23 protein-coding genes are annotated in these 22849 nt (G+C 58.1%); 12 read left to right on the top strand and 11 right to left on the bottom strand.

The genetic code is table 11. The features are described from left to right. Positions 1 to 6: 6 nt before the first annotated feature. The 3 genes from CAG47_RS13220 to CAG47_RS13210 are packed head-to-tail and all read right to left on the bottom strand — an operon-like array spanning position 7 to position 3984. Positions 7 to 699 (bottom strand): cytochrome c oxidase subunit 3, encoded by a 693-nt coding sequence (locus tag CAG47_RS13220; RefSeq protein ID WP_085725298.1) that lies wholly within the window; start codon positions 697 to 699, stop codon positions 7 to 9. Then, positions 696 to 2471 carry a cytochrome c oxidase subunit I gene (ctaD, locus tag CAG47_RS13215; RefSeq protein WP_085725297.1) on the bottom strand — a complete coding sequence of 592 codons (1776 nt, stop codon included), beginning with the start codon at positions 2469 to 2471 and terminating at the stop codon, positions 696 to 698. The genes CAG47_RS13220 and ctaD overlap by 4 nt, the downstream gene beginning before the upstream one ends. A gap of 43 nt (positions 2472 to 2514) precedes the next feature. Then, entirely contained in the window at positions 2515 to 3984 is a 1470-nt protein-coding gene (locus CAG47_RS13210; protein ID WP_085725296.1) for a cytochrome c oxidase subunit II, read from the bottom strand. Positions 3985 to 4223: 239 nt separating this feature from the next. Between CAG47_RS13210 and CAG47_RS13205 the strand changes: the two genes are divergently transcribed. Further along, positions 4224 to 4562, top strand: coding sequence for a hypothetical protein (locus CAG47_RS13205; protein ID WP_085725295.1), 339 nt, complete (start codon positions 4224 to 4226; stop codon positions 4560 to 4562). Between the two features lie 284 nt (positions 4563 to 4846). Next, a complete protein-coding gene (locus tag CAG47_RS13200; RefSeq protein ID WP_085725328.1) occupies positions 4847 to 5245 on the top strand; it encodes a hypothetical protein in 399 nt (132 codons plus the stop codon). Positions 5246 to 5252: 7 nt separating this feature from the next. On the opposite strand, the gene CAG47_RS13195 is transcribed toward CAG47_RS13200, so the two are convergent. Both CAG47_RS13195 and CAG47_RS13190 read right to left on the bottom strand, forming a co-directional pair. Then, on the bottom strand, positions 5253 to 5645 hold the full coding sequence (locus CAG47_RS13195) for a GFA family protein (RefSeq protein ID WP_085725294.1): 393 nt from the start codon (positions 5643 to 5645) through the stop codon (positions 5253 to 5255). Between the two features lie 72 nt (positions 5646 to 5717). Further along, entirely contained in the window at positions 5718 to 6539 is an 822-nt protein-coding gene (locus CAG47_RS13190) for a hypothetical protein (RefSeq protein ID WP_085725293.1), read from the bottom strand. Between the two features lie 284 nt (positions 6540 to 6823). Here CAG47_RS13190 and CAG47_RS13185 point away from each other — a divergent pair, with 284 nt between their 5' ends. The 10 genes from CAG47_RS13185 to CAG47_RS13140 all read left to right on the top strand — a co-directional run bounded on the left by CAG47_RS13185 (position 6824) and on the right by CAG47_RS13140 (position 15031). Then, on the top strand, positions 6824 to 7504 hold the full coding sequence (locus CAG47_RS13185) for a DUF3313 domain-containing protein (RefSeq protein ID WP_085725292.1): 681 nt from the start codon (positions 6824 to 6826) through the stop codon (positions 7502 to 7504). A 115-nt stretch (positions 7505 to 7619) separates the two neighbouring features. Continuing rightward, positions 7620 to 8081 (top strand): YMGG-like glycine zipper-containing protein, encoded by a 462-nt coding sequence (locus tag CAG47_RS13180; protein WP_085725291.1) that lies wholly within the window; start codon positions 7620 to 7622, stop codon positions 8079 to 8081. A gap of 88 nt (positions 8082 to 8169) precedes the next feature. Then, on the top strand, positions 8170 to 8511 hold the full coding sequence (locus tag CAG47_RS13175) for a hypothetical protein (protein WP_085725290.1): 342 nt from the start codon (positions 8170 to 8172) through the stop codon (positions 8509 to 8511). Positions 8512 to 9171: 660 nt separating this feature from the next. Continuing rightward, positions 9172 to 9993 carry a transcriptional regulator gene (locus CAG47_RS13170; RefSeq protein ID WP_085725289.1) on the top strand — a complete coding sequence of 274 codons (822 nt, stop codon included), beginning with the start codon at positions 9172 to 9174 and terminating at the stop codon, positions 9991 to 9993. Next, positions 9990 to 10472: a hypothetical protein gene (locus tag CAG47_RS13165; protein ID WP_085725288.1), complete on the top strand. Its 483-nt coding sequence runs from the start codon at positions 9990 to 9992 to the stop codon at positions 10470 to 10472. Before CAG47_RS13170 ends, CAG47_RS13165 begins: the two co-directional genes overlap by 4 nt. Before the next feature lie 192 nt (positions 10473 to 10664). Next, on the top strand, positions 10665 to 10955 hold the full coding sequence (locus CAG47_RS13160; RefSeq protein WP_085725327.1) for a hypothetical protein: 291 nt from the start codon (positions 10665 to 10667) through the stop codon (positions 10953 to 10955). 176 nt (positions 10956 to 11131) lie between these two features. Next, entirely contained in the window at positions 11132 to 11464 is a 333-nt protein-coding gene (locus tag CAG47_RS13155; protein ID WP_085725287.1) for a hypothetical protein, read from the top strand. A gap of 121 nt (positions 11465 to 11585) precedes the next feature. Then, complete coding sequence (locus tag CAG47_RS13150) at positions 11586 to 12599, top strand: helix-turn-helix domain-containing protein (protein WP_085725286.1); 1014 nt, start codon at positions 11586 to 11588, stop codon at positions 12597 to 12599. A 265-nt stretch (positions 12600 to 12864) separates the two neighbouring features. Next, the gene (locus tag CAG47_RS13145; protein ID WP_085725285.1) at positions 12865 to 14460 is read left to right on the top strand and encodes an EAL domain-containing protein; all 1596 of its coding nucleotides are present in this window, start codon (positions 12865 to 12867) and stop codon (positions 14458 to 14460) included. A gap of 70 nt (positions 14461 to 14530) precedes the next feature. Beyond that, on the top strand, positions 14531 to 15031 hold the full coding sequence (locus tag CAG47_RS13140) for an outer membrane beta-barrel protein (RefSeq protein WP_085725284.1): 501 nt from the start codon (positions 14531 to 14533) through the stop codon (positions 15029 to 15031). Between the two features lie 115 nt (positions 15032 to 15146). Here the strand turns inward: CAG47_RS13140 and CAG47_RS13135 are convergent, their stop codons facing one another. The 6 genes from CAG47_RS13135 to CAG47_RS13105 all read right to left on the bottom strand — a co-directional run bounded on the left by CAG47_RS13135 (position 15147) and on the right by CAG47_RS13105 (position 22843). Further along, positions 15147 to 16757, bottom strand: coding sequence for a mechanosensitive ion channel family protein (locus CAG47_RS13135; RefSeq protein ID WP_085725283.1), 1611 nt, complete (start codon positions 16755 to 16757; stop codon positions 15147 to 15149). A 220-nt stretch (positions 16758 to 16977) separates the two neighbouring features. Continuing rightward, the gene (locus CAG47_RS13125; RefSeq protein ID WP_085725281.1) at positions 16978 to 17433 is read right to left on the bottom strand and encodes a YMGG-like glycine zipper-containing protein; all 456 of its coding nucleotides are present in this window, start codon (positions 17431 to 17433) and stop codon (positions 16978 to 16980) included. A 257-nt stretch (positions 17434 to 17690) separates the two neighbouring features. Then, positions 17691 to 18392 (bottom strand): NAD(P)H-dependent oxidoreductase, encoded by a 702-nt coding sequence (locus CAG47_RS13120; protein ID WP_085725280.1) that lies wholly within the window; start codon positions 18390 to 18392, stop codon positions 17691 to 17693. 86 nt (positions 18393 to 18478) lie between these two features. Further along, positions 18479 to 19894, bottom strand: a complete 1416-nt coding sequence (locus CAG47_RS13115) for an aldehyde dehydrogenase family protein (RefSeq protein ID WP_085725279.1) — start codon at positions 19892 to 19894, stop codon at positions 18479 to 18481. After that, a complete protein-coding gene (locus CAG47_RS13110; RefSeq protein WP_085725326.1) occupies positions 19887 to 21077 on the bottom strand; it encodes a pyridoxal phosphate-dependent aminotransferase in 1191 nt (396 codons plus the stop codon). Before CAG47_RS13110 ends, CAG47_RS13115 begins: the two co-directional genes overlap by 8 nt. Positions 21078 to 21235: 158 nt before the next feature. Next, on the bottom strand, positions 21236 to 22843 hold the full coding sequence (locus CAG47_RS13105; protein ID WP_085725325.1) for a 5-guanidino-2-oxopentanoate decarboxylase: 1608 nt from the start codon (positions 22841 to 22843) through the stop codon (positions 21236 to 21238). Positions 22844 to 22849 lie beyond the last annotated feature (6 nt).

The raw sequence follows: 22849 nt of genomic DNA, 5'->3' as shown, positions 1-22849 counted from the left end.
GGCTTTTCACCTCAGGCCGCAGAATCTGGCGATGGCTTCATAGGTTTGCGGCGTACTGGCCAGCAGAGCGAACAGCACGAACCAGAGACCCAGCAGGTAATGCCAATAGATGGCACAGAGCTCTACGCTGGCACTGAGTTGTGCCAGCGGCACCTGACGCAGAAATTTGGCGGCGATCCAGCACCAGGCGATCAGCCCCCCCAGCAGGTGGAGCCCATGCAGGCCGGTCAACAGGTAGAAGAAACTGTTGGCCGGATTGCCGGCGACAAAGTAACCCCAGTCGACAAACTGCTGCCAGACCCAGAGTTGCCCCGCCAGAAAGGCAATTGCAAACACGCCCCCCAAGGCAAATCCAATGACAGTCAAGCCCGGCCGAGCCGCTCGGGCAGCCATGCGCGAGCATTGCAGTGCGATGCAACCGAGTACCAGAAAAGCCGTGTTCAGCCAGAGCGACCAGAGATTGGCCAGCGGTGCCAGAGGCTCTGTCAGGGGTTGCCAGTCGGTCATTTGTGAGCGGGCAACAAAGGCTATCAGGAAGAGGAAGAATAACGAGCTCACCACCACCAGAAACAAGCGCAGGCCTACTCTTGCGGTCTGGCTTCTATCGCCCGCCTCGGCGGCCTCGATCTCCTCGGGGTCGCGACGCCAGCTGCCGCCTGGGTCAACGCTGCCGGCGTTTTTCAGTAGCAGTCTGTTCATGTCTTGACGTCCGCTGTTTTAGCCCCGGCACTGAGTTGGCGCATTTGCTCCAGTTCCTCGGCAGAGACCGTTTGCGCCACGAAGTCCTGGTCTATCCCCGGCACACTGTAGTCATAGGCCCAGCGATGCACGACTGGCAGCTTCGCTCCCCAGTTACCGTGTTTCGGCGGAGTGTTCGGCGTTTGCCATTCCAGACTGGCTGCGCCCCAGGGATTACTGCCCGCGGGCTTGCCCTTGAACACACTCCAGGCCAGGTTGAACACGAACAGCAATTGGGAAACGCCGACGGTCAATGCGACCACCGTAATGAACGCATTCAACTCTTGCGCCGACTGCGGTATGAACGCGTAGTTTTCATAGGCGTAGTAACGGCGTGGCATACCCTGGAAACCCAGGTAGTGCATGGGGAAGAAGATGGCGTAGGTGCCCAGGAAGGTAATCCAGAAATGCAGTTTGCCCAGGGTGTCGTTGGTCATGCGCCCGGTGACTTTCGGAAACCAGTGATAGATGCCGCCGAACACCACCAGTACTGGCGCGACACCCATGACCATATGGAAATGGGCCACGACGAAATAGGTATCCGAAAGCGGTATATCGACGATCACATTGCCGAGAAACAGACCGGTCAGACCGCCGACCAGGAAGGTAACGATAAAAGCCAGGGCAAACAGCATCGGCACGGTCAGGTGGATGTCGCCGCGCCACAGGGTCAGTACCCAGTTATAGACTTTCAGCGCAGTCGGTACCGCGATGATCAAGGTGCTGACCGCGAAGAAAAAGCCGAAGTACGGGTTCATTCCGCTGACATACATATGGTGCGCCCACACCACAAAACTCAGTACCCCGATCGCAACGATGGCCCACACCATCATTCGGTAGCCGAAGATGTTTTTACGCGCATGGGTGCTGATCAGGTCGGAGACCAGGCCAAAAGCCGGGAGAGCGACAATGTAGACTTCCGGGTGGCCGAAGAACCAGAACAAGTGCTGGAACAGTATCGGGCTGCCGCCCTGGTGATCGAGCTGCTGCCCCAGTGAGACCATCGCCGGCATGAAGAAGCTGGTGCCCAACAGCTTGTCGAACAACATCATCACCGCGCTGACGAACAACGCCGGGAATGCCAGCAAGGCCATGATCGAGGCCATGAAGATTCCCCATACCGAGAGCGGCATGCGAAACAAGGTCATGCCGTGCGTGCGCGCCTGCAACACCGTGGTGACGTAGTTCAACCCGCCCATGGTGGCGGCGACAATGAAAATCGCCAGCGAGGTGAGCATCAGGACAATGCCCCACTCCACTCCCGGTGTCCCCTGAGCTATGGACTGTGGCGGATAGAGCGTCCAGCCGGCACCCGTGGGGCCGCCCGGGACGAAAAAACTGCCGAGCAGCACCAGTACCGCCAGCAGGTAAAACCAGTAACTGAGCATGTTGACATAGGGGAAGACCATGTCGCGGGCGCCCACCATCAACGGGATCAGGTAGTTGCCGAAGCCCCCCAGAAACAAGGCCGTCAGCAAGTAGATGACCATGATCATGCCGTGCATGGTCATCGCCTGATAATAAGAACTGGCATCCATGAACGCCAAACTGCCGGGGAAGCCAATCTGTATGCGCATCAAGTCGGACAACACCAGCGCGACAAGCCCCACGAACAGAGCCGTCAGGGAATATTGAACGGCTATGACCTTGTGGTCCTGACTCCAGATATATTTGGTCAGGAAGCTTTTGGGCTCGTGCAGCGCTTCTGTCTCGGCTTGCTCCGCATAGGCCATCACGTCATCCTCCTGCCGAAGTTTCAGTGTGTTTCCGGCTGCTCTACGGTGACTTCCCTGGCTCCGCTTTGCTCGCATCAGCGTCAGCGTTCGCTTTGGACTTGATAAAAGCGATCAGTGCATTCAGCTCCTTGTCACTGGGAGCGAAGGCCGGCATGACGGCTGCATAGCCCTTGACGATCCTGGCATTGGGATGAAGAACCGATTCTTTCAAATAGCCCTCATCGACCTTTACGCTTGCATCGTCGGCAAGTGTTTCTGTCTTGCCATACAGACCCTGCCAGCTGGGACCGATGCCTTTGGTGCCATCGACACTGTGGCAGGCCAGACAGCCAAGCGACCCGGCCAGCCGCTGCCCTTGTGCCGCCAGGTCTTGCGAAGTTTCACCTGTAGCAGGTTCTTCGCCTTGCCCCGCGACACCCAGTGACTTGATCAAGGCGATGACAGCACCCAGCTCATCGTCCTTGAGAGTATAGGCCACCATGACCGGCGGATAACCCTTAACCAGGCGGGCCTGCGGATCGAGAATCGACTCTTTCAGGTAGGCATCGTCGACCACCACACTGGAGCCATCGGCAAGCTGTTCGGTGCGACCGTACATCCCCTTCCACCCCGGGCCGAGACTGGCACTGCCATCCTGGCTATGGCAGGCCTTGCAGCCGAGTTGTTCGACCAACAGGCGGCCTTTTTCCAGCGCGCTGTCTCGACCGGGTTTGGCAGCTGTCGCCAATGTCTGCGCAAAAGTGGGTTGGGCCTTCAGCCATTGATCGAAGACGCCCTGCTCTTCCACGATCATATGGCCGCGCATGCTGTAATGCCCTACGCCACAAAATTCAGCACAAAGGACTTCATAGTTTCCGGTTTTAGTTGGCGTAAACCAAAAGTACGACACCATCCCTGGCACCATATCCATCTTGCTGCGAATTTGCGGTACATAGAAATCGTGCAGCACATCTTTGGAGCGCAGTAACACTTTCACCGGCCGATCGAGCGGAAGGCGAACTTCATTGTTCATTACAAGCACATCGTCCTGCCCTGCAGGATCCTTGGGATCAAGGCCGAGGGGATTGGCGCCATCAACAAACCTGATATCCGACTTGCCCAACTTTGCGTCTTGCCCGGCAAAACGAAAGGCCCACTGCCACTGCTGGCCGATCACTTCAAGTTCGTAGGCATTTTTCGGTACCCGAATGAAATCGTTGTAGACAACCAGGCCTGGCGCCAACATCGCGGCAATGCCGATCGAAGTAACGACAATCAACCATGATTCCAGCTTTTTGTTTTCCGGCTGGTAGGCCGCCCTGGCCCCCTTCTTGTGGCGATACCGAATCAGCGCCACCGCCATGAATCCCGTGATGGCAATGAAAAATATTCCGCTAATGATCAGGGTGATGAACAGAGTGGTGTCTATGGATCCCCAGTTGGACGCTGCCGGTGTCGCCTGCCAGGGCGCCAGTATGTGGAATAGCACTGATGCAATAACGATTAGTATCAGGACAATTGCTATCGCCATTTGCTCTTCATCCTATTCCTGTAGTTCATTGGTTATGCAAGAAGCATCGCCTCTGACGCCCAGGCAGGGCTGACAAGTACCACCCGTCCGGGCGCTAAAGTCAGTAAGAAGTATAGAGCCATCGGCTTGTACCGTGAGGCTGGCAAGGAAGCTCCGGTTGCCAGCTATACTCTATTTCTGATGACATTGAGCAGGGACGACAGAAACACAGTCCGGCAATCCATATGGGAGGTTCCGTCATGAGTGCCCTGACGATCGAAGGCTGGTGCAAAACCAGCGGCGCCCAAAAGTCCACCCCGATGGGGGAAGTCCATTTCTACGTCGACGGACCTCTGCATGTCCGCCTGGAAGAGGCCGAAGAACACCTGCAAAAGACCCACGAGCGAGATGCCATGGTCGATGTCGATATGGACTCGATGGATTTGATCATGCCCGAGGGATATGCGCCCTTGTCCGACTGCCAGATGCGAGTCTATTTACAGCACGACCGCGGTCAGTTTCACCTGGTCGGGCACCGCGCGAGTGATGGCAGCCTGATCTATACCAACGCGGTGTTGATCGATCAGTTGCTTGAGTAGCGGCTAAAGATTCGCTGCATTGATCTTTCTGCGCAGTACAGTGCACCAGACGGGTTCCTGGCGGAGCCCGTTATCGCGCATCCCGCCTCTGGCTCATCGAAACGGCAAACCTCAAAGCGGCCGGACACTGCTGTCGTCGGCTATTTAAGCAGTGTCTCTCCAGAACTTTTCCCTGTTTTTCGGTCTATGTGGATAGCCACACCCGCTCAGCAAGCGCGATCCCGCAGGCTTCGCGCGGCAAGATGGCCACACGTCCAATTTTCAATCAGAGGTTGTCTTCGTTCATGAAATTCCATGACGCACGGATGGTGCTCTTCGGCCTGTTCGCGTTCGCGGCAGTGGGCTCGGCATCGGCAACACAGATGAAGACCTCGACCCCAGCCTTGGCCACTGAAGTCGCAGTCGTTCAATCTCCGATCCCGGCTGCCGGCAACCCTTGGCCAACCCTGGCCAATATGGCCGGCAAGCAGCCAGGGCCTTTGCTTGCCCATGACGACAGGTACTGGCATGACGGCCATTGGCACTACCGCAGAGACGATTGGCGCCGAGACGACTGGCGTAGAGAACAGTGGCGCAGAGAGCAAGCCCGCCGGGAAGCCGAACGCCATCGTGACTGGGAGCATCGTCAGGACCGGGCCATGCGATATCGCTATGAGGACGATCGCCGCTACTATCGTCGCTAGCAGCCCGCTATTCCTCGAAACGCCCCGTGGAATCCCGATCGCGTTCATAGCGTCGCGTGAGCGCAAACGGCGGTAACCAGGCCTCGCGACGCACGACCCAACTCTCGTAGGTCGGTGTGAGTTGGTCCGGGGCATCCAGTGAGCCGAGGTTCACTTCGATTTCGTCGGCACTGCGCGCGAACACGGATGAACCGCAGTGCGGACAGAAATGCCGCCCTGCGTAGTCATGTGTTTCGCCTTCTATCGTCACGGCATCCTGGTGGAATATCGCGGACGCGTGAAACAGCGCCCCATGATGCTTGCGGCAGTCGAGACAGTGACAAACGCCAACCCGGAACGGGCGCCCCGATGCGACTATTCGCACCTTGCCGCACAGACAACCACCGGTGAATCGCTCCATGTCGTGCCTCCTCGCTATCATGCCGTCGGGATGTTCATCACCACCACGCCGGCGGCATGTCGCAGCAGCCCCTCAGCGCGGAAACAGAAATGTCACGGCGGCGCGAAAGCCCCACCCTTGCGGGCCGTCTTCCGGGCTGTCGAGCCAGTAGCGCGGGCCGGCCTGCACCGTCAGCGGTTGACCGCCGATCTTCAACAGTTGGGTGACCGTCAGGTTGATCGGTACCGACCATTCCCGCGATTGCCAATTGTAGGTCGACTCGGTGTTCACCCCGTAGGTCGTCAGTGTATGGGTGGTATACGAGAAAAAGGGTTGCAGGAAGGTCTGGTTGACCTTTTCCTTATCGTCCGGCGGGCTATCGTCCAGGCCCCAGATATGGTTGGCCAGTATGCCTCGGGTCCAGCCATTCGACTGTTCAAGAGCCACCGCCGTCGGGCCGAGGCCCCATTGCTCACTGCCGAGCAATTCGTCACTGCCCGTCGGTATCAACAACGCAGGCCCGGCGCCGAGTATCCAGCCACTGTCCGTGGGCTTCGTCGGCGAAAAGAAAAAACTCTGGGTGATATCGCCTGTGCCGGATTTGTCAGCCGCGCCATTGGGGGCCAGGCCGTGCTGGTCGATGATCGGCAGAATGGTGCGAGAGATCAGGTTCCAGTCTTCGTTCAGGACAAACGGCAGCACGGGCTGGATGTTGGTCACGCTGTGCATACCCTCGTCGGTCGGCCCCATCTTCTGGTCCCAGTTGTATTGGACCGGCAGGCTGTACATTGCCGCGACTGGATTGAGGGCTTTCTTCGCCAATTCTGCGGAATCTTCGGCCTGGGCCATCGGGATGAAGCCCAACGCAACGACCAGTGCCGACGCGGTAGCCATCCAGCGTTCTTTCACATCCATGCACACTCTCCTTTAGACACCAAACCGCGTTGTAAAGCGATAGCGTAGGCAACAGTAATCAATGTGCAATCCTGCCTGGCCATGTGTTTGACAGTTTTTGAGGGTTATTGATTCGGATTATCCCGCTGCCATGGGCAGCATTCGGCCCGCATTGAACGGCGTGCGAGCACCTGCTTTGCGTAACCGACCGGCGAATGACAGTGCCCGGACACAGGGCGCCCAGGCCAATGCCTGGAGTCAGGCCGGAACCCGAATGACAACTTCATCACTTGAGAACCAAATACATGGGCATGTCGAAAAAATGGATGGTGGGTATTGCTTTGAGCTGTGTATTCCAGGTCGGCTGTGTCTCGAAAGTCGCGCAGCAAGACCAATACTCGGGCTTCCTGGGCAATTACCAGGGTCTGGAGGAGCAGACTACTCCGAGTGAGCAGAAGGTATTGCGCTGGGTATCGCCGGGGTTCGATCCTCGCGCGTACTCCACCGTGGTGTTCAGGCAGATGGAGCTGTATCCAGCACCCCAGCCGACCGAACGCGTCAGCCTGAAGACACTGAAAGACTTGCAGTTGATGGCCAGCGACAGTGTCAAGAACGCCTTTGCCCGTCGCTATGCGATCGTCTCTTACCCGCAGCTGGCACCGACCGATTCGCGCTCGCTGATCCTGCAAGCCGCGATCACTCACGTCAGTGCCAACAACGAAGGCATGCACTGGTATGAAGCCGTTCCAATCGGGGCAATAGTCGGAGCAACACAAGCAGCCACCGGCCATCGGGACCAGACCGCCGAGATGTACATCGAAGCCAACCTGATCGACGCCAAGACCGGTATGCCGGTTGCGAAGATCGTTCGCAAGGTGTTTGGCGCAACACTCGAAAATGCCGAGCAGCCCATTGTTGCCAATGACTTCAAGGTTGCACTCAAAGGCATGACAGACGATATGCAGGCCCTCATCCTCAAGCGTTGACGCTCGTGCAAACCCCATCGCAAGCAGACCGGCATGGGGTTTCAAAGTGGCGCTGCGTCGCGTTTTCCCTCTGACAAACCGTCAGCCGTGCCAACGCCTGACGTGAGACTCAATGATGAAAATACTGGCCCATACCCTATCGGTCCTTATGCTGCTCTTGAGCACCAGCACCCTGGCGGCGACGGTGGTTCCGCTCAAGGGTCAGACCTCCCAGACCATCCAGCAGGACACCAGCGCCTGCCAGTCCCAGGCCAACGCGCAACATCCGGTACAAGGCACGGTGCCATCCGGCGGTCGTGTGAAAGGCGCCGCAACCGCTGCGGTAGCCGGAGCGACCGCGGCAGAAGTCCGGGGCCGTCAGCATGAAAACGTCTATGACCAGATCGACGACGATACCAAGCAAGACTATCGCCAGAACCGGGCGCACAGCGCCGCGGCTGCCGGCGCCGTCGTGGGGGCCTCCAGGCAACGTCAGGCGCGTCGAGAGAATCTTGCCGCAAGCGAGCAAAGCCTTGCCGCCAACAATTCTGTCTACAGCAGTTGCCTGCAACAACGTGGCTACGACGTTTTGCCTTGATCGGTGGCAACGAAGAGCTGATGCGTTCGCCGACTTTCTCGAGCATGACGCAACGAATCAAACCGAATCGAAATCGAGGACCGCACCCATGCGCCTGGCATGTGTTCCTGTCGTGATGATTGCCGCCTGGCTCCTGGCCGGTTGCGCCTCATCCCCGAACAACCCGACTTCAACGTTGCAAACGGACAAATCGCCCGAGCAGTATGTCGACTGCCTCGTACCCAAGTTGAAGGACAGAGAGATGAGCCCTGTCGTGTCAGCGAGCGGACGCAGCTACCGGGTGGTCGTTCCGAGCAGGATCGCCGTCGACACGGTGCTGCAAACCCATTGGGCACAGGATGGAGGCAAGGTGTATCTCTACGAGCGCCAATGGCTGGCCTCGACCTTCAACCCATCGAGTTTCGAGCGCGCCGCGCAGGATTGTCTGTAGCGCCAGACAGCGACCTGCAGGCTCCGATGCCCTGTAATCCTTAATGCAAAAAAAACCCCGCGTCCGCCATGGGAGGACGCGGGGCAAAGTTTTTTGAAACAAGAGGCGAGGATTGTTTGATAACGACAGGCAAACCATGAACGAGATTTGTGCCAACGCTCCTCAAGATCCATTTAAAACGGTAATGAACCCGACTCAAAGCTAATTGGGATCAATAATAATTTCCCATGTATCAGACGCGTCAAACACGCTCATTGATCGGTATCCCGAGCACCTCAAACAACTCAGGTAACAATTAATATCTTGACGAAACAGTGGGCTCAACCCGGCTCAGACCTTGGCTCAGCGCAATGCCAGCAGCCCGAGCTTGCAGTTTTCGGATAGCGCAGTCAGTCCGTTGCAAGCATCATTATCGAGTCCAAATCAGAACCCATGGGTAATCCGGCAATGCTTTTCCTTTGTTCGATTCAACTGCTACCAATGTCGGGCAAGGTGTTGTTTCGCACTGCACGCCGTTGAATCCAGTCGCCCCGCATTGTCCCGTGATACCCGGTGCCCCTTCCGCCTGGCTCCACATCTGCGCACACTCCCCGACCAGAATGTACCGTGCCAAATCCGGTCCCTATAATCAGGCCAGAGTCGCCTGAACGGAAGATTTCCATGAGCTACACCTTCAAACTGAAAAATGGCGCTGTGGCCGTATTCGATCCAGACAGCGCCGTGCTTTGCATTACAACACCCCATGGAGATGTGCAAAATTCCACGCTGGGTAGAGCGGAGTCGCGCCTGTTGCACCTGCTGCTCATGGAGCCAGGCGTCACTAAAAGCCGCGACGAAATCATCGACTACACCTGGAACGACCGCGTGGTTGCCTCAGGCAGTTTGAATCAAACCGTTTTCTCACTACGCAATATTCTTAATGACGGGCGAGATCACGAAATCCTGATGACCGTGCCTCGACGGGGATATTGCTTCAACCGGCACTGTATCGTCGATGCGGCGGCAGATGTACCGGCACCCACAGAGGAAGTTGCGCAGCCGCCCGCCCCCAGCCCTGCGCAACCAGTGTCGCCTGGTATTGACGGACCGTTGCCACCATCAGCCAAAACGGTCAGATCCACCCGCATTACAAAGGCTCAACTGCTCGCTTACATCGTTACGCTGGCAGTCGTAGCCTTTACCGTTTTTCAATTCGACTTCGACACGCCAAAAATTGAAATTTCGAGTATCGACAGGAATGGATTGGTCATACACGCCGTGGGCAACGATCTTGCCGAAGCAAAAGCACTGATGGAGCTGTCGGTCAAACAAACTGAACAGTTATCGCCAAACCTGAAGGGCCAGGTCTGGATCAACCTGTATAAAACCAATTACTCCGTTTCCTGTATCCGCCCGGACCAAAGCACTGCAAATCTACAATTGAACAGCAGCGAAAGAGACCTCGCCTTGATGATTCGTCAATGTCTGGAAGTCACCTTATGAAGTTTGAAATCCCGCAAGCCGTTCACTGGCCGATCATTGCTTTGATCAATGCACTGTGTGTTTTTTCGCTCTTTTACTCGCCATCGCATTACATGGAAAACACCAGTTATCAAACAAAAGCAAGGCAATGGCTGGAGGATCTCAACCAACTCAATACCGAAGAGTACCTCACGATCGGGCATGGTCGACTCACTGGAACCACTCTGGAAAGTCTGAATGGGAAAATCCGCAATGCGACCATTTCAGCGAATATAATCGGAGAAAGCAGTACACACGTCGAAATCAAAGTCAGCAACATCAAACTCAGCCAGGACAATGAACTTTTTGCCATTGAAAAGACTCCCGACCTGTTTTTCAGACGTCAATACGTCTTGCAGGAAGGCGCCATCCTGAATTACGAATTGATTCCGACATACGATAAAAGCGCCGTGTGCTTTTACGTACATGAACTTGGCCGCCTGCGCTGCATGAACCATTGACCGGTATTCCGAACCGATTGGACAGCCGCTTGGCACAGGCTCGCAACACCAAATCTCCCGAACAAAAATAACGCTTATTGATTTGAATCAAACATCTCTCCTGTCAAAATTCGTCGCCGATAATCTTAGGAATCGAGCCTGCTTGATTCTCGTCCGGGACAATGCCCTACTCAGGAGAATCAAGTGAAAGCCATGCATTTCCTGCGAACTCATAAATCGCCGAGTTTCGGATTCCTGGCGGTTGCATTTTTGTCTGCGATGTCTCCATGCGCGTTAGCGCACGATGAGCACTCCGTCGAAAGCACGACCATTGAATATTATGAAATTCAAACAAACCCGGACGACAGCCAGAAACTATCGCATCTGAAAATCCAAAGCGAAAATGAGTATCACGCGGACGAGCAGGACGATGACTTTCCTCTCTCAACCCCTCCACAAGCCGATACCGGCACGAGTTACGCCAGTTCGTTCATATTACTCTGACGCACATGACGTAAATCGCGGCAAAGGGTATTTCCACATCCTGGCGACCTCGCAAATATGAGTTATTGACTTTGGCAGGCGCTACCGGGGTGAGATTATTTTCAGCCCAAGTCGTGGCAGAGATGCAATTGAGATTCTGCTCTGCCTGAACAAACTGCTAATAAGGAATCGCCTCGATGCTACTGAAAAATTTCGTCACCGTGTCGTTTGGTTTATTGCTTTCCCTCAAGGCCATGGCCGACGACAAGGGCGTTTACAGTGCCAAATTGACGAGTGTCGAAACCAACAAGAAGGCTCCAAGTACCGTGAAAACTGGCTATCAGGTAAAAACCGGTTATCGTATTGACGACTTTTACTCCTTTACAGCAGCAGCCATTGACCCGATGAAACCCCAATCGCAGATCTTCAACACGACAATCGACGCGCGCAACGTTCAACGCATGGACGACTCAGCGTCGGACAGCAGGTACGCATTTTCGGCGGAACTGGAACTGATCCGCGAACTCTGACAAGCCATTCAAAGCCATTGGGGTCGATCTCACCGACAGCAAGGACGCCCGATCGCGTATCTTCCCCATGACTGCCCGTCAGGCTTGACCCTATTTTTTTAACAGATGAGCTTTCAATTTCATGAGTATTGCACCGCCCGATGAAATCTTTCATTTGTCTTCTGCCTTGCCGAGCCAACTGAATAGAACAATTGGCAATTGGGAAATGAGCCTGATCCCGACTGAGCATGAGGCGCGCATTCGACAACACAAACTCTTCCACAGCCCAGAGCTTCAGTGCAGTCGCCTTGAGTTTGACTCTTCCGTCACCCTGGTCAGCTCCGTTCCTGCCGGGTTCGTAACGTTCGCCATTTCGCAGGCGCCGATTGGGCGCCCCGTCGTAAACAATCACAAACTACGTCCGAATGAAGTCATCGTGCTGCACAGCGATGAATCGGTGCATTACACCTGCGAACCTAACGAAACGCTTTTCACCATCACCACAACGCTGGAGCACTATGACCGGTGCCGCCAAAAGCACTGCGTCATCGACATTCTTGCCAACAGGAAAAACCACAGCTTTCAGGCTGAAAATTTTCAGCTCATACAGTTGGCCATTCAAGCCATCAGCGCTGCCTGCGTCGACATCAACGATTGCGCATCACCGCAATTCGGCGACGCACAACGTTCAATGATAGAAAGTACGGTACTGGCTTCTCTATTGCTGTCGTTGACACCCGCTGGTGGCATCAACCGCAAGGTTCCGACCAGACGAAAAGTGGCGATAGCAGCCATCGAGTACATTCATGAAAATATTAAAAAAACACTCAACATAAAATCACTGGTAAGGCAGCTTCAAACCACTACCCGCACCCTGCATTTTGGTTTTATTGAAACGTTCGGGATGTCGCCAATCGCTTACATCAGAAACTTGAGACTGGCAAGTGCCCGTCGCGACCTGATCAATAAAACCTGGCCTACCGTAACGGAAACCGCAATGTTCTGGAACTTTCACCACCTGGGTCGATTCTCCAAGGCCTATCAGATAGCTTACGGAGAAGCACCGTCGGAAACGGCCAAGCGTCACTCAGGCAAAACCTGGAACATCACCTCATTCATTTACAACCAGGTCGCTGATGAGCGAAATCATGATTAACGGGCCTTCATCCAAGCCCTGCAAATGATGATTAATAATTTCCTTTAATTAAGCACAGGTACCCAACATTGCTTATTTGCCCATTCAAGGAAATAAGCATGCATCATCGAATAAACACACTGCCACTCAAGCAGAAAATCGCACTGTGCCTGGCCGTCTACGCAAGCGGCATCCTGTTGGCCTGGGTCATTGACTGGTACTGAAGAACGTCTCATCCACGACTACAACCGTGCACCGTGAAATATTGATACCTCGGGGTTTTTCGATGGTTGCCGCATTTAAAGCGTTACTTGGAAGGCACGCAGTCACTATAAGTCTGATTGCTGCAGCGGGTTGGGCCGCATGGTTCTGTGCCGGAGGAATGGCAGAGCTATTGATTTCACGGAAGTTGAATAACGTTTATGCCGATCTGCGTGCGGCTCAAGTGGAGCCCAATGCGCAGATCGACAAGGTACTGGGAACTCTCGGCGATTTTGATCGTTCGGGTCATGAATGCTCCGTCGAGCAATATTCCCAATTGGCCGATCTGGTTAAAAACCTGCGCTTTGTCGATCAAGCGGCAATCCAGTTGCCCAATGGCAAGATCTGTTCCTCCTACGGGCAAGAACTCCCGTCGATACTGGCCAGTAACGAAAAGCGCAGTTTTTCCGTTGGAAAACGAACCTATTGGGTCGACTCCGGCCATGCAGTTTCCGCGGACACCGACTTTATCATCGTGTCGGAACAATCGACCTACGTCTGGGCAAACAAGAAGATCCTGCTCGACAACTTGAAGCTTCCCGAGGACCTGCAACTGGACCTGATCGGTCCCGGCGGCGCAGTTCCCATTGCATCGACGGCCGCCACGCCCCTGACGATGCACAAGCCCTTCCACCTTGAAGAGCTGGTGACCACGGCAGACAAGGTACTCATCGCCTTTGCGGGCAACCGGAATGAATTGATCTCGGTTGTTTCTCTTCCATTGAGCGCCCTGACAGATCTCAAATTCAAATTATTCATTGGCCTTGGCTGCGTGTTCGCAATGCTGCTCTCGCTCGCAAGGTGTATCCAGCGTCGTTATACCTCTACTGCCGCGCGGCTTCGCCGAGCCCTGAAAGCCAACACGCTGGGCGTTCACTATCAACCCATCGTCAATTTGACGACGGGCTACCTGGTTGGCGCAGAATCACTTTCACACTGGAACACCAACGGCACCCATGTGCCTGCGGAGCTTTTCATTGCGGAGGCGGAGAAGTCCGACTTGATCCGTAAACTGACGCGCTCGGTGATTCGGCAAGTGGCGGAGGATTACAGCACTTACCTTTGGGCCTGCAAGGACTTCTATATTACGGTCAATCTTTGCGCCCAGGATATTCAGGACCCGAGCTTTCCAGACTATGTGGCCAGCGTGCTGGCAACCTACTGCATGCCGGCGTCAGCCATGGTCTTTGAAGTCACCGAAAGAACCATGCTCGATCAGAAGCCTGCCGCCATGCAACTGCGACGGCTTCGGGCATGCGGTCATCGCATTGCCGTGGACGACTTCGGTATCGGCTATTCCAACCTTTCGCTCCTGGATTCAGTGCCTTTCGACATTCTGAAAATAGATCGCTCGTTCATCGCAGACGACAGGATCGCGGCCAAGGATGCCCTGTGGCGACACATTGCCCGACTGGCCTGCTCGCAAAGACTCAAGGTCGTGGCCGAAGGTGTCGAGACTGCCGAGCAACTGCCGCACCTGGTTTCGGAGGGAGTTCTATTGGCGCAAGGCTGGTTGTTCTCCAAGGCACTGCCCGTTCAGGCGCTGGCCAGACGCTATTTTCAATGTCCGGCAAACATCGCGCCTTACGACTCAAAAATATCAATCAATGATTTCTATTAACCCCTCCAGGTCCCTCAAATGCTCGCCGAAACCTAACACCAGATAAACCTGTACAAGGACTCCACCACACATGCTACTTCGAAACCTTGGCTTCGCTTCACTGCTATCGCTGCTGTCTGTTCAGGCGCTCGCTGATGACAAAGGTTTATATCTTGGAGCGGGCGTAAGCAGCATACAGACCGAAGAATCCAGACTGGACGACGAGGACACCAGCTACAAGGTTTATGCAGGCTATCGCGTCAATAGCTACCTGGCCTTCGAGGGGGCCTACGTCGATCTCGGTCAATTCAAGGACAACAATATCGATTTCGAAGGCAAGTCGGCCCAGGCTGCCGCCCATATCGGCTTTCCGCTGGGTGATCGGTTGCGGGTATTCGGCAGTGTCGGTGCTCACGCCTGGGACGCCGACGGCAACGCCACCGATGACGATACCGGGGTTGACCTGACCTATGGTGTCGGCATGGAGCTCGATGTCTTCCGCAACATCGGCCTGCGCGCTGAATACGAAGTTCTGGAGGTCGGAGAGATCGACCTGAACCAGACGACCGCATCCGCCTACATTCTTTTTTAACAGCGCTATAACTGAGCGGCCTTGTCGGTCGCTCAACGGCCTTTCAGCAATGTCCTCCACCCTGGCATCGAGCCTGATACCCGGTGCTCAAGTGTGCCTTTCCCCGCGCAAGAACTCAGGACTCCTTCGGCTCTTGTGCCGGGGCCGGGTACCACTGGTCCCTGGGCACCCATTTCTCTTGTTGCGGATCGCCCAGGTAGTGCGGCGACATGATCTGCACGCCGTACTCGTTGAACACATCCTGGATGTTGGCGTGCAGCATGCTCAGCAGCACAGCGCGCGGTCGTGGCTGGCTGGGAATGGCCTGGGCCACCAGCCGGTATTCCGGGTAGAAATCCGACAATGCCGTCTGAAACACCTGGGGCGGTGGCACTTCTAGCACCCCCGGCGTGCGTTTCGCAGCCTCCAGCAACATTGCCTCCACCTGCCGCCAAGGCGTGTCGTAGCCGATGGTCACGACGGTATCGACCACGTAACCGGGGCCTTGCACCACCCGCGAGTAGTTCTTGGTGACGGTGCCGGTGATCATCGAGTTGGGCAGGGTCAGCACTTCGCCCAGACCGGTGCGAATGCTGGTGGTGAACATGCCCAGTTCGGTCACCGTGCCTTCGTAGTCGCCAATGCGCACAAACTCGCCGGGGCGCAGGGTTCGGGTGTAGGTCAGGATCAATCCCGCCGCCGCCTGACCGACCACGCTGGTGGCGCCCAGGGAAATCATCAGGCCGATCAATACCGACAAGCCCTTGAAGGCATCGGTATCGGCGCCCGGCAGGTACGGATAGGCCATGGCCAGGGCGAACAGCCAGATCGCCAGGGACGCCAGGCGCTGGGTCGGTTGCAGGGTTTCATGGTTCAGCCAGTTGAAGGTGCCCGGTGCAGCCATGCGCCGCAGTATCCGCCGCATGAACACGGTTGCGCCGCGGGCGATAAAGAAGATCGCCAGCGCCACACACAGCCCGGGTATGGCACCGACGATCCCTTGCAGCAGATAGTCGCCGAGCTCCAGCAGATTGTTATTGAGGCTTTCGCCCCAGGGCCGGGTATAGGGAAAGCGCGACAGGACAAAGCCCAGCCATTCGTAGGTCAGCAGCAAAACGACAATCCAGCGCACCAGCTCCAGCAGCCGGCTGACCAACGGATACAGGTAACTGGCATCGACCAGCGCAACCCGTCCGACTTTCAGCGCCCTGGTGTGCCGATGCATCAGTTCGGGCAGTTTGTTCAACACCCTGCGCCGCAGGTACGACATGCCGAACAGCAGCGCGATGTAGATGCCGGTGGCGATCAACGCGGCGACCACCGCGCGCAGGATCAACCGCAGGCTGCGGGCTTCCCGGGTTTCGGCCACGACCTGGCGCAGCTTCTCGGCCGCGGCTTCGGCGGCCTGCTGTACCGAGTCGAATTCGGTTTCGTCGAAGTCCCTGGGCGAAACGATGAAGGCACGCCGGCTGCCCAGCAGCACCATGTAGCTTTTCATGATCGGGTCGAGGGTGACAGTGAGGTCGTCCGCGTCATCCAGCGCCTCGCCGATCACCGCTTTCGCCCGTTTGACCCGTGACGCCGGCGCTTCACCGAGCAGAGCGGCGCGGAACACCATGATGCTGCGGTTGGCGACTTTCAATTCAGCGGGAGCATCGACCACCTTCGGCGCGTCCTCGGCCCACAGTTGCATCGACCAAAACATCCCGAAAACGGTAAACAATACAGCGAGCAGCCTGCTCCGCATGTGTCAGATCCTTGCTTCACAAAATTCAAATCGAGGGTGCGTACGCAGCGTAGTTCAGCGATGAACGGTTGTCAGATCCGAGCTACAGACTGTCTCAGGCCCTGTAGGAGCGAGCATGCTCGCGATGGACTCAATAGCGCCGCGTTCAACCAGTAAACACGCGTTATCGTTAACGACCATCGCGAGCGTGCTCGCTCCTACAGATAGGGTGTTCCATACCTCAAGGGTTGACCTGATAACCCTTGCCCTGCAAACAGCTGGTGTAAGCCGTCGCGGTGTTTGCCTGTGTGGTTTTCGCATCCGCCCGGCGTTCCTGGCGCTGACGTGAACCACCGACCACCATGCCGGCCGCCGCTGTTTCCTTGGCGCGGTTCTGGCGGTATTCCTGTTGCACATCACTATCGACGCGGTCATAAACCTCGTCATGCTGATTGCCGCGTACCTGGGCCGCGGCCGCGCCGGCGGCGGCGCCTGCAGCAGCGCCCTTGAGCCTCCCGCCGGAAGACGAGGACGACGTCGAGGTGCTTTGGCTGGCGGCGATGCTGTTGCATTCGTTCATGTCGGCCTGGGTTTGTTGCGAACTTTGCCCTTTCATCGGCACTACCGTTTGCGCCCATACCGGGGCGCTCAAAACCGACAGGGCGATGCACAGGCTGACCGGTGAAAACCTTTTCATGATGACCTCCGACAGGTTTGCCGCAACGGGCAAGCCTTTGGATCGACTGGCGGCGGCAAACAACGCCCATGCGTCGCCTACCGATTGGATGGAGCAATTGAAAAGTGTAGTTCACTCGCTCCACGGGGAAGGATTTGCGATGCAGGAGCGGGTGCGCGCTTGCGGCATGCTCGCGATGAGGGTATCAGCTTCAACATTTGTGTTGGCTGAACCACCATCGCGAGCATGCTCGCTCCTACAGAGAGGATGTGGTGTGGTCAGGTCAGCGGGTAGAGCTTGTCATCGAACTGCGACAGCTTCGGAAACACCAGCGGCTGGTCGTCGCTCAGGTGATGCAAGCGCTGGCCGTAATCGACCAGAAATTGTTGGCGCGCCTCTTCACTGATGTAGGGCACATGCCAGGCCACGAAAGGCTCCAGCACCTCGAACCCGACGTAAGCCAGCGTGCCGCGCAGGATCGGCCGCAGCATGTCTTCCAGCGGGCCGTGAATCGCGCCTTCGCCGAACATGTGCTCGCGACCGCCCAGGGTCACCGTCACCAGCGCTTTCTTGCCGGCCAGGCCGCCCTGATCGTAGAAGCGCTTGCCGCCATAGCAAATGCCCGATACCAGCACCCGGTCGATCCAGCCCTTGAGCATGGCCGGGGCGGAGAACCAGAAAATCGGGAAGTTGAGGATCAGCAGGTCGGCCCACAAGAGTTTATCAAGTTCTGCCTGGATGTCCGGCGCCAGCGACTGGCTCTTCACGCCCAGGCGTTGTTCCAGGGCGTAGACCAGGTACTCCGGGTTTTCCCGACTCGAGAAGTCCGCGTCGCTGGCCACCGGGTTCCAGTTCATTTTGTACAGGTCGCTGACCTGCACTTCGTGGCCCTGGGCCTGAAGGGTGGCCACGGCCTGGTCACGCAGGGCGGCGGTGAAGGATTGCGGCTCCGGGTGAGCGTGGACGATCAGTACTTTCATGGTGGTTCCTTAGACTTTTCCAGCGTATCGGTTGAAAGTGTGGAGTAGCGATATCACGGGTGATGAGCAATCTGAATCGCCAACCGTCACACCTGGATCGCCTTCACTTCGACGAACTCGTTCAGCCCCTCCTCACCCCATTCGCGACCGTTACCCGACTGCTTGTAGCCACCGAACGGCGCCTGATAATTGAATGTCGCGCCATTGACGAAGCATTGCCCGGCGCGCATCTGCCGCCCCAGATGCAAGGCGCGCTCGGCACTGCCGGCCCACACGCCGCTGGACAGGCCGAACGGCGAGTCGTTGGCGATCTGGATCGCCTGTGCTTCGTCGGTGTAAGGAATCAGGCACAGCACCGGGCCGAAGATTTCTTCCTGGGCGATGCGCATGCGGTTGTCGACATCGACGAACAGCGTCGGGCTGACATAGAAGCCGCGTTCGAAGGCCGACGGCGTTTCACCGCCACACAGCAGCCGTGCGCCTTCCTGTTGGCCAACCTTGACGTAGTCGAGAACGGTGCGCCGCTGCCCGGCCGAACACATCGGGCCGAGGAAGCTTTGCGGGTCCAGAGGGTCGCCCATGCGCAGGCTCAAGGTTTCCGCCAACGCCAGTTCGACGGCCTCGGCGTAGCGACTGGCCGGCAGCAGCATGCGGGTCAACGCGGTGCAGGTCTGGCCAGAGTTGATCATCACATCCTGCACGCCGTAGCGCACGGCTGCGGCGAGATCCGCATCCTCGGCGATCAGCAACGGCGACTTGCCACCCAGTTCCAGGCACACACGCTTGACCGAAGGTGCCGCAGCCTGCGCCACACGAACGCCGGCGCCGGTGGAGCCGGTGAACGACACCATATCCACGTCCGGGTGCTTGGCCAGCGCCTCGCCGACTTTCGAGCCGGGCCCGCTGACCAGGTTGAACACCCCCGCCGGCAGGCCGATGTCCTCGATCATTTGCGCCAACAGGAATGCATGCAGCGGCGTGTCCTGGCTCGGCTTGACCACCACCGTGCAGCCGGCGGCCAGGGCCGGGGCGAGTTTGCCGATCAGCTGGTGCAACGGGTAATTCCACGGGTTGATGAACGCGCAGACACCCACCGCTTCGCGGATCACCAGGGAATTGCCGACTTCGCGCACTTCGTCCATCAGCCCCGCGAGTTCAACGTATTGCTCAAGGCCGATGATCGGCCCGTCGACCTGCACCGAGCGGCACCATTGCACCGGCATACCCAATTCCGTGGTGATGACCGTTGCCATCTCATCGGCACGGGCCCGCAATTGCTCGGTCAAGGCACGGATGTAGCCGGCACGTACGCTGGACGGCGTACGCGACCATGAAGCAAAGGCCCGGCGGGCAGCCGCAACGGCGTTTTCGACATCGCGTTCGTCACCCAGCGGAACACTGCCGCACACCTGCTCGGTCGCCGGGTTGATCACCTCGGCGATGCCCTGCCCCGACGGTTTCTGCCAGCGTCCATCAATAAACAGTGTCTTGTGGTCAAGCATGAGCCTGGGCCTCCATCAATTCTCGGGCACAACGGGCAATGCGCTGGCAGGCATCGCGCAGCGGTTCGGCGCCGACCACCAGGCCGAGTCGAATATGCCCCGCCGCGCTCGGACCGAAAGCCTCGCCAGCCAATACCGACACGCCATGACGATCCAGCAAACGGTCGGCGAACGCCTGGGCGCTGAGCCCGGTCTGACGAACATCGAGCATCACGAACATCCCGCCGTCGGGTTTCAACGCCCGCACGCCGGGGCAATCGGCCAGGCTGTCGCACACCAGATCGCGCCGCTGGCGATAGGCTTCGCGCATGGCGTCGAGCTCCGGCAGGTTGCTTTCCAGGGCAATCACGGCGGCGTCCTGTACGAAATCCGGCGAGCCGTAGAGCATGCACAGCGCGAGGTTTTCCAGGTGCGCGGCCAGGGATGGCGGCGCCACCACCCAACCCACGCGCCAACCGGTCATGGCATGGGATTTCGACAGACTGTTGAGAGTCGCGGTGCGCTCGGCCATGCCCGGCAGACTCGCCGGGCTGACGTGCTCGCCTTCGAACAGCAATTCGCTGTAGACCTCGTCGGAAATCAGCCACAGGTCATGGGCAATGCACAACTCGGCCAAGGCGGCCCAGGTGCTGCGCGGCAGACTGGCGCCGGACGGATTGTGCGGGCTGTTCAGCGCCAGCGCACGGGTACGAGGGGTGATACGCGCGGCGACATCTTCGGGCAGCACGCGAAAGTCGTTTTCCGAGCGCACCGGTACCGGCACCACCACGGCGCCGCAGGCACCGAACACGGCTTCGTAGGTGACGTACATCGGTTCGGCGACGATCACCTCGTCACCGGGGTTGAGCACGCATTGGGCCACGCTGAACAGCGCACATTGCGCCCCGGCCAGGACGGTGACCTGGTCCGCCGACACCGATTGGCCGCTGCGTTGTTGATGACGCCGGGCGATGGCTTCGCGCAGGGCACGCTTGCCGCGCACTTCGGCGTAATGGGTGTTGCCATTGAGCAGGCTGTCGATGGCGCCCTGCACGATAGGCTGCGGCGTGTCGAAATCCGGGTCGCCCACGGACAACAGCAGAATGTCCTGGCCTTGCTCGCGCAGCGCCAGGGCGCGGTAGTGAATGTCCCACGCGGCGGCGCCATCGCCGGCGATTCGTTGAGTCAGATCGGAAAAGCGCATGGCCTTCCTCCTATAAACATGATCCTTGTAGGAGCGGGTGCCCGCTTGCGGCATGCTCGCGATGGCGGCACAGGCACCGCGGGGTGTCAGGCCGCCAGTGTCATCGTTGACGTCCATCGCGAGCTTGCCGCAAGCGGGCACTCGCTCCTACAGTGAATTCAGCGAACGCAAGCATGCTTGAGCTCGATCAGGGTGACACCATTGCGAGTGAAGCCATGGCGCAGGTCGGTTTGCAGTTCCGCGAGGTTCTGCGGCTGGGTCACGGTGCAGCCGAACGCACGAGCGAGGGCTGCGAAATCCGGGTTGCGCGGCAGTACGCCGATGGGCTCGATGTCCAGGCCGAGCATGTCGTCGCGGATCTGCCCCAGCGCATCGTTGTTCCACAGCAGCACCACCAGCGGGCTGTCCAGTTCTTCAACAGCCGTGGCCAGCTCCTGGGCGGTATAGAGAAAACCGCCGTCACCGACCAGCACCAGCCCCGGACGCTGGGGCGCGCCGAACTTGGCCCCGATCCCGGCCGGCAGACCGTAACCCAGGGTGCCGTAGCCCGTCGGGTGCAACCAACTGCGGGGAGCCAGGCTGTCAAAGGCGTAGTTACCCGTATACGCAAGCTGGGTCATGTCGGTGCTGATGAAGGCGTTTTCCGGCAGTTCTGCAGCAATGCGGTCAAGAATCGATTGATGGATCGACTGCAACGGACCATGGCTGGCCTTGACCGCTTCACGCAGGGCGGCGACCGAGGCAACCGCTGCGCTGGCATCGCGCACGTCGCTCGGCAGTCGCTCAAGCAAACCGCCGAGGGTTTGTTGGGCGTCGCCATGCAAGGCCACTGCGCAGGGGTAGAAGTCATTGAACTTGCGCGGGTCGATGTCGATGCGCAGCAGTTCGGCATTGAGCGGTAAACGCTCGCGCCAGAAGTCGGTGTCGGCCATTTCGGTGCCGACCGCCAGAACCACATCGGCCTCGGCGATGAAGTTCCAGCCTGGCTCTACGCACAGGCAGGAACCGGCGTTGAGCGGCGCATCCGGTGGCAGCAGGCCTTTGCCAGCGACGCTGGTGAACAGCGGTGCGGCGAGCCGGGTGCTGATTTCCTGCAATTCGTCAGTGGCTTTCAGCGCACCGCCACCGGCAATGATCATCGGGCGTTTGGCAGCGTTGAGCCTGGCCACGGCCTGGTCCAGCGCAGTGGCGGATGCCGGGCCACGGCCCGGACGACGCACCACTTCATTGCTCCAGTCACGGGCGATCGGCGCCGCCAGCACGTCCAACGGCACCGAGATGTGCACCGGACGCGGCCGCTCGCTGTCGAACACCGCGTAGGCACGGGCGATCAGTTCCGGCAGGTCCTCGGCGGTCAGCGCCACCGCCGAGAACGCGGTGATCGGCGCGGTCATGGCGCGCTGATCCTGACACTCGTGCAGGCTGCCCCAGCCCTTGCCGAGGCTGGCGCTGTGGTTGACGCTGGAAATCACCAGCATCGGAATCGAGTCGGCGTAGGCCTGGCCGATGCCGGTGGCGGCGTTGGTCACGCCGGGGCCGGTAATGACGAAGCACACGCCGGGTTTGCCGCTGACCCGGGCATAACCGTCGGCCATGAAGCTGGCGCCCTGCTCATGGCGAGTCAGCACATGGCGGATGCCGCTGCCGGGCAAGCCGCGATAAAGTTCCAGGGTGTGTACGCCGGGGATACCGAACACGGTATCGACGCCGTAGTTGGCGAGCAGACGCACCAGCGCCTGGCCACCGGTCAAGGTTTTGCTTTGCATGTTCAG

The sequence above is a fragment of the Pseudomonas sp. R37(2017) genome, from assembly GCF_002113375.1.
Classification (GTDB): Bacteria; Pseudomonadota; Gammaproteobacteria; order Pseudomonadales; family Pseudomonadaceae; genus Aquipseudomonas.
The sequence above is the reverse complement of the archived record's forward strand: the minus strand, read 5'-3'. Positions and strand labels throughout refer to the sequence as shown.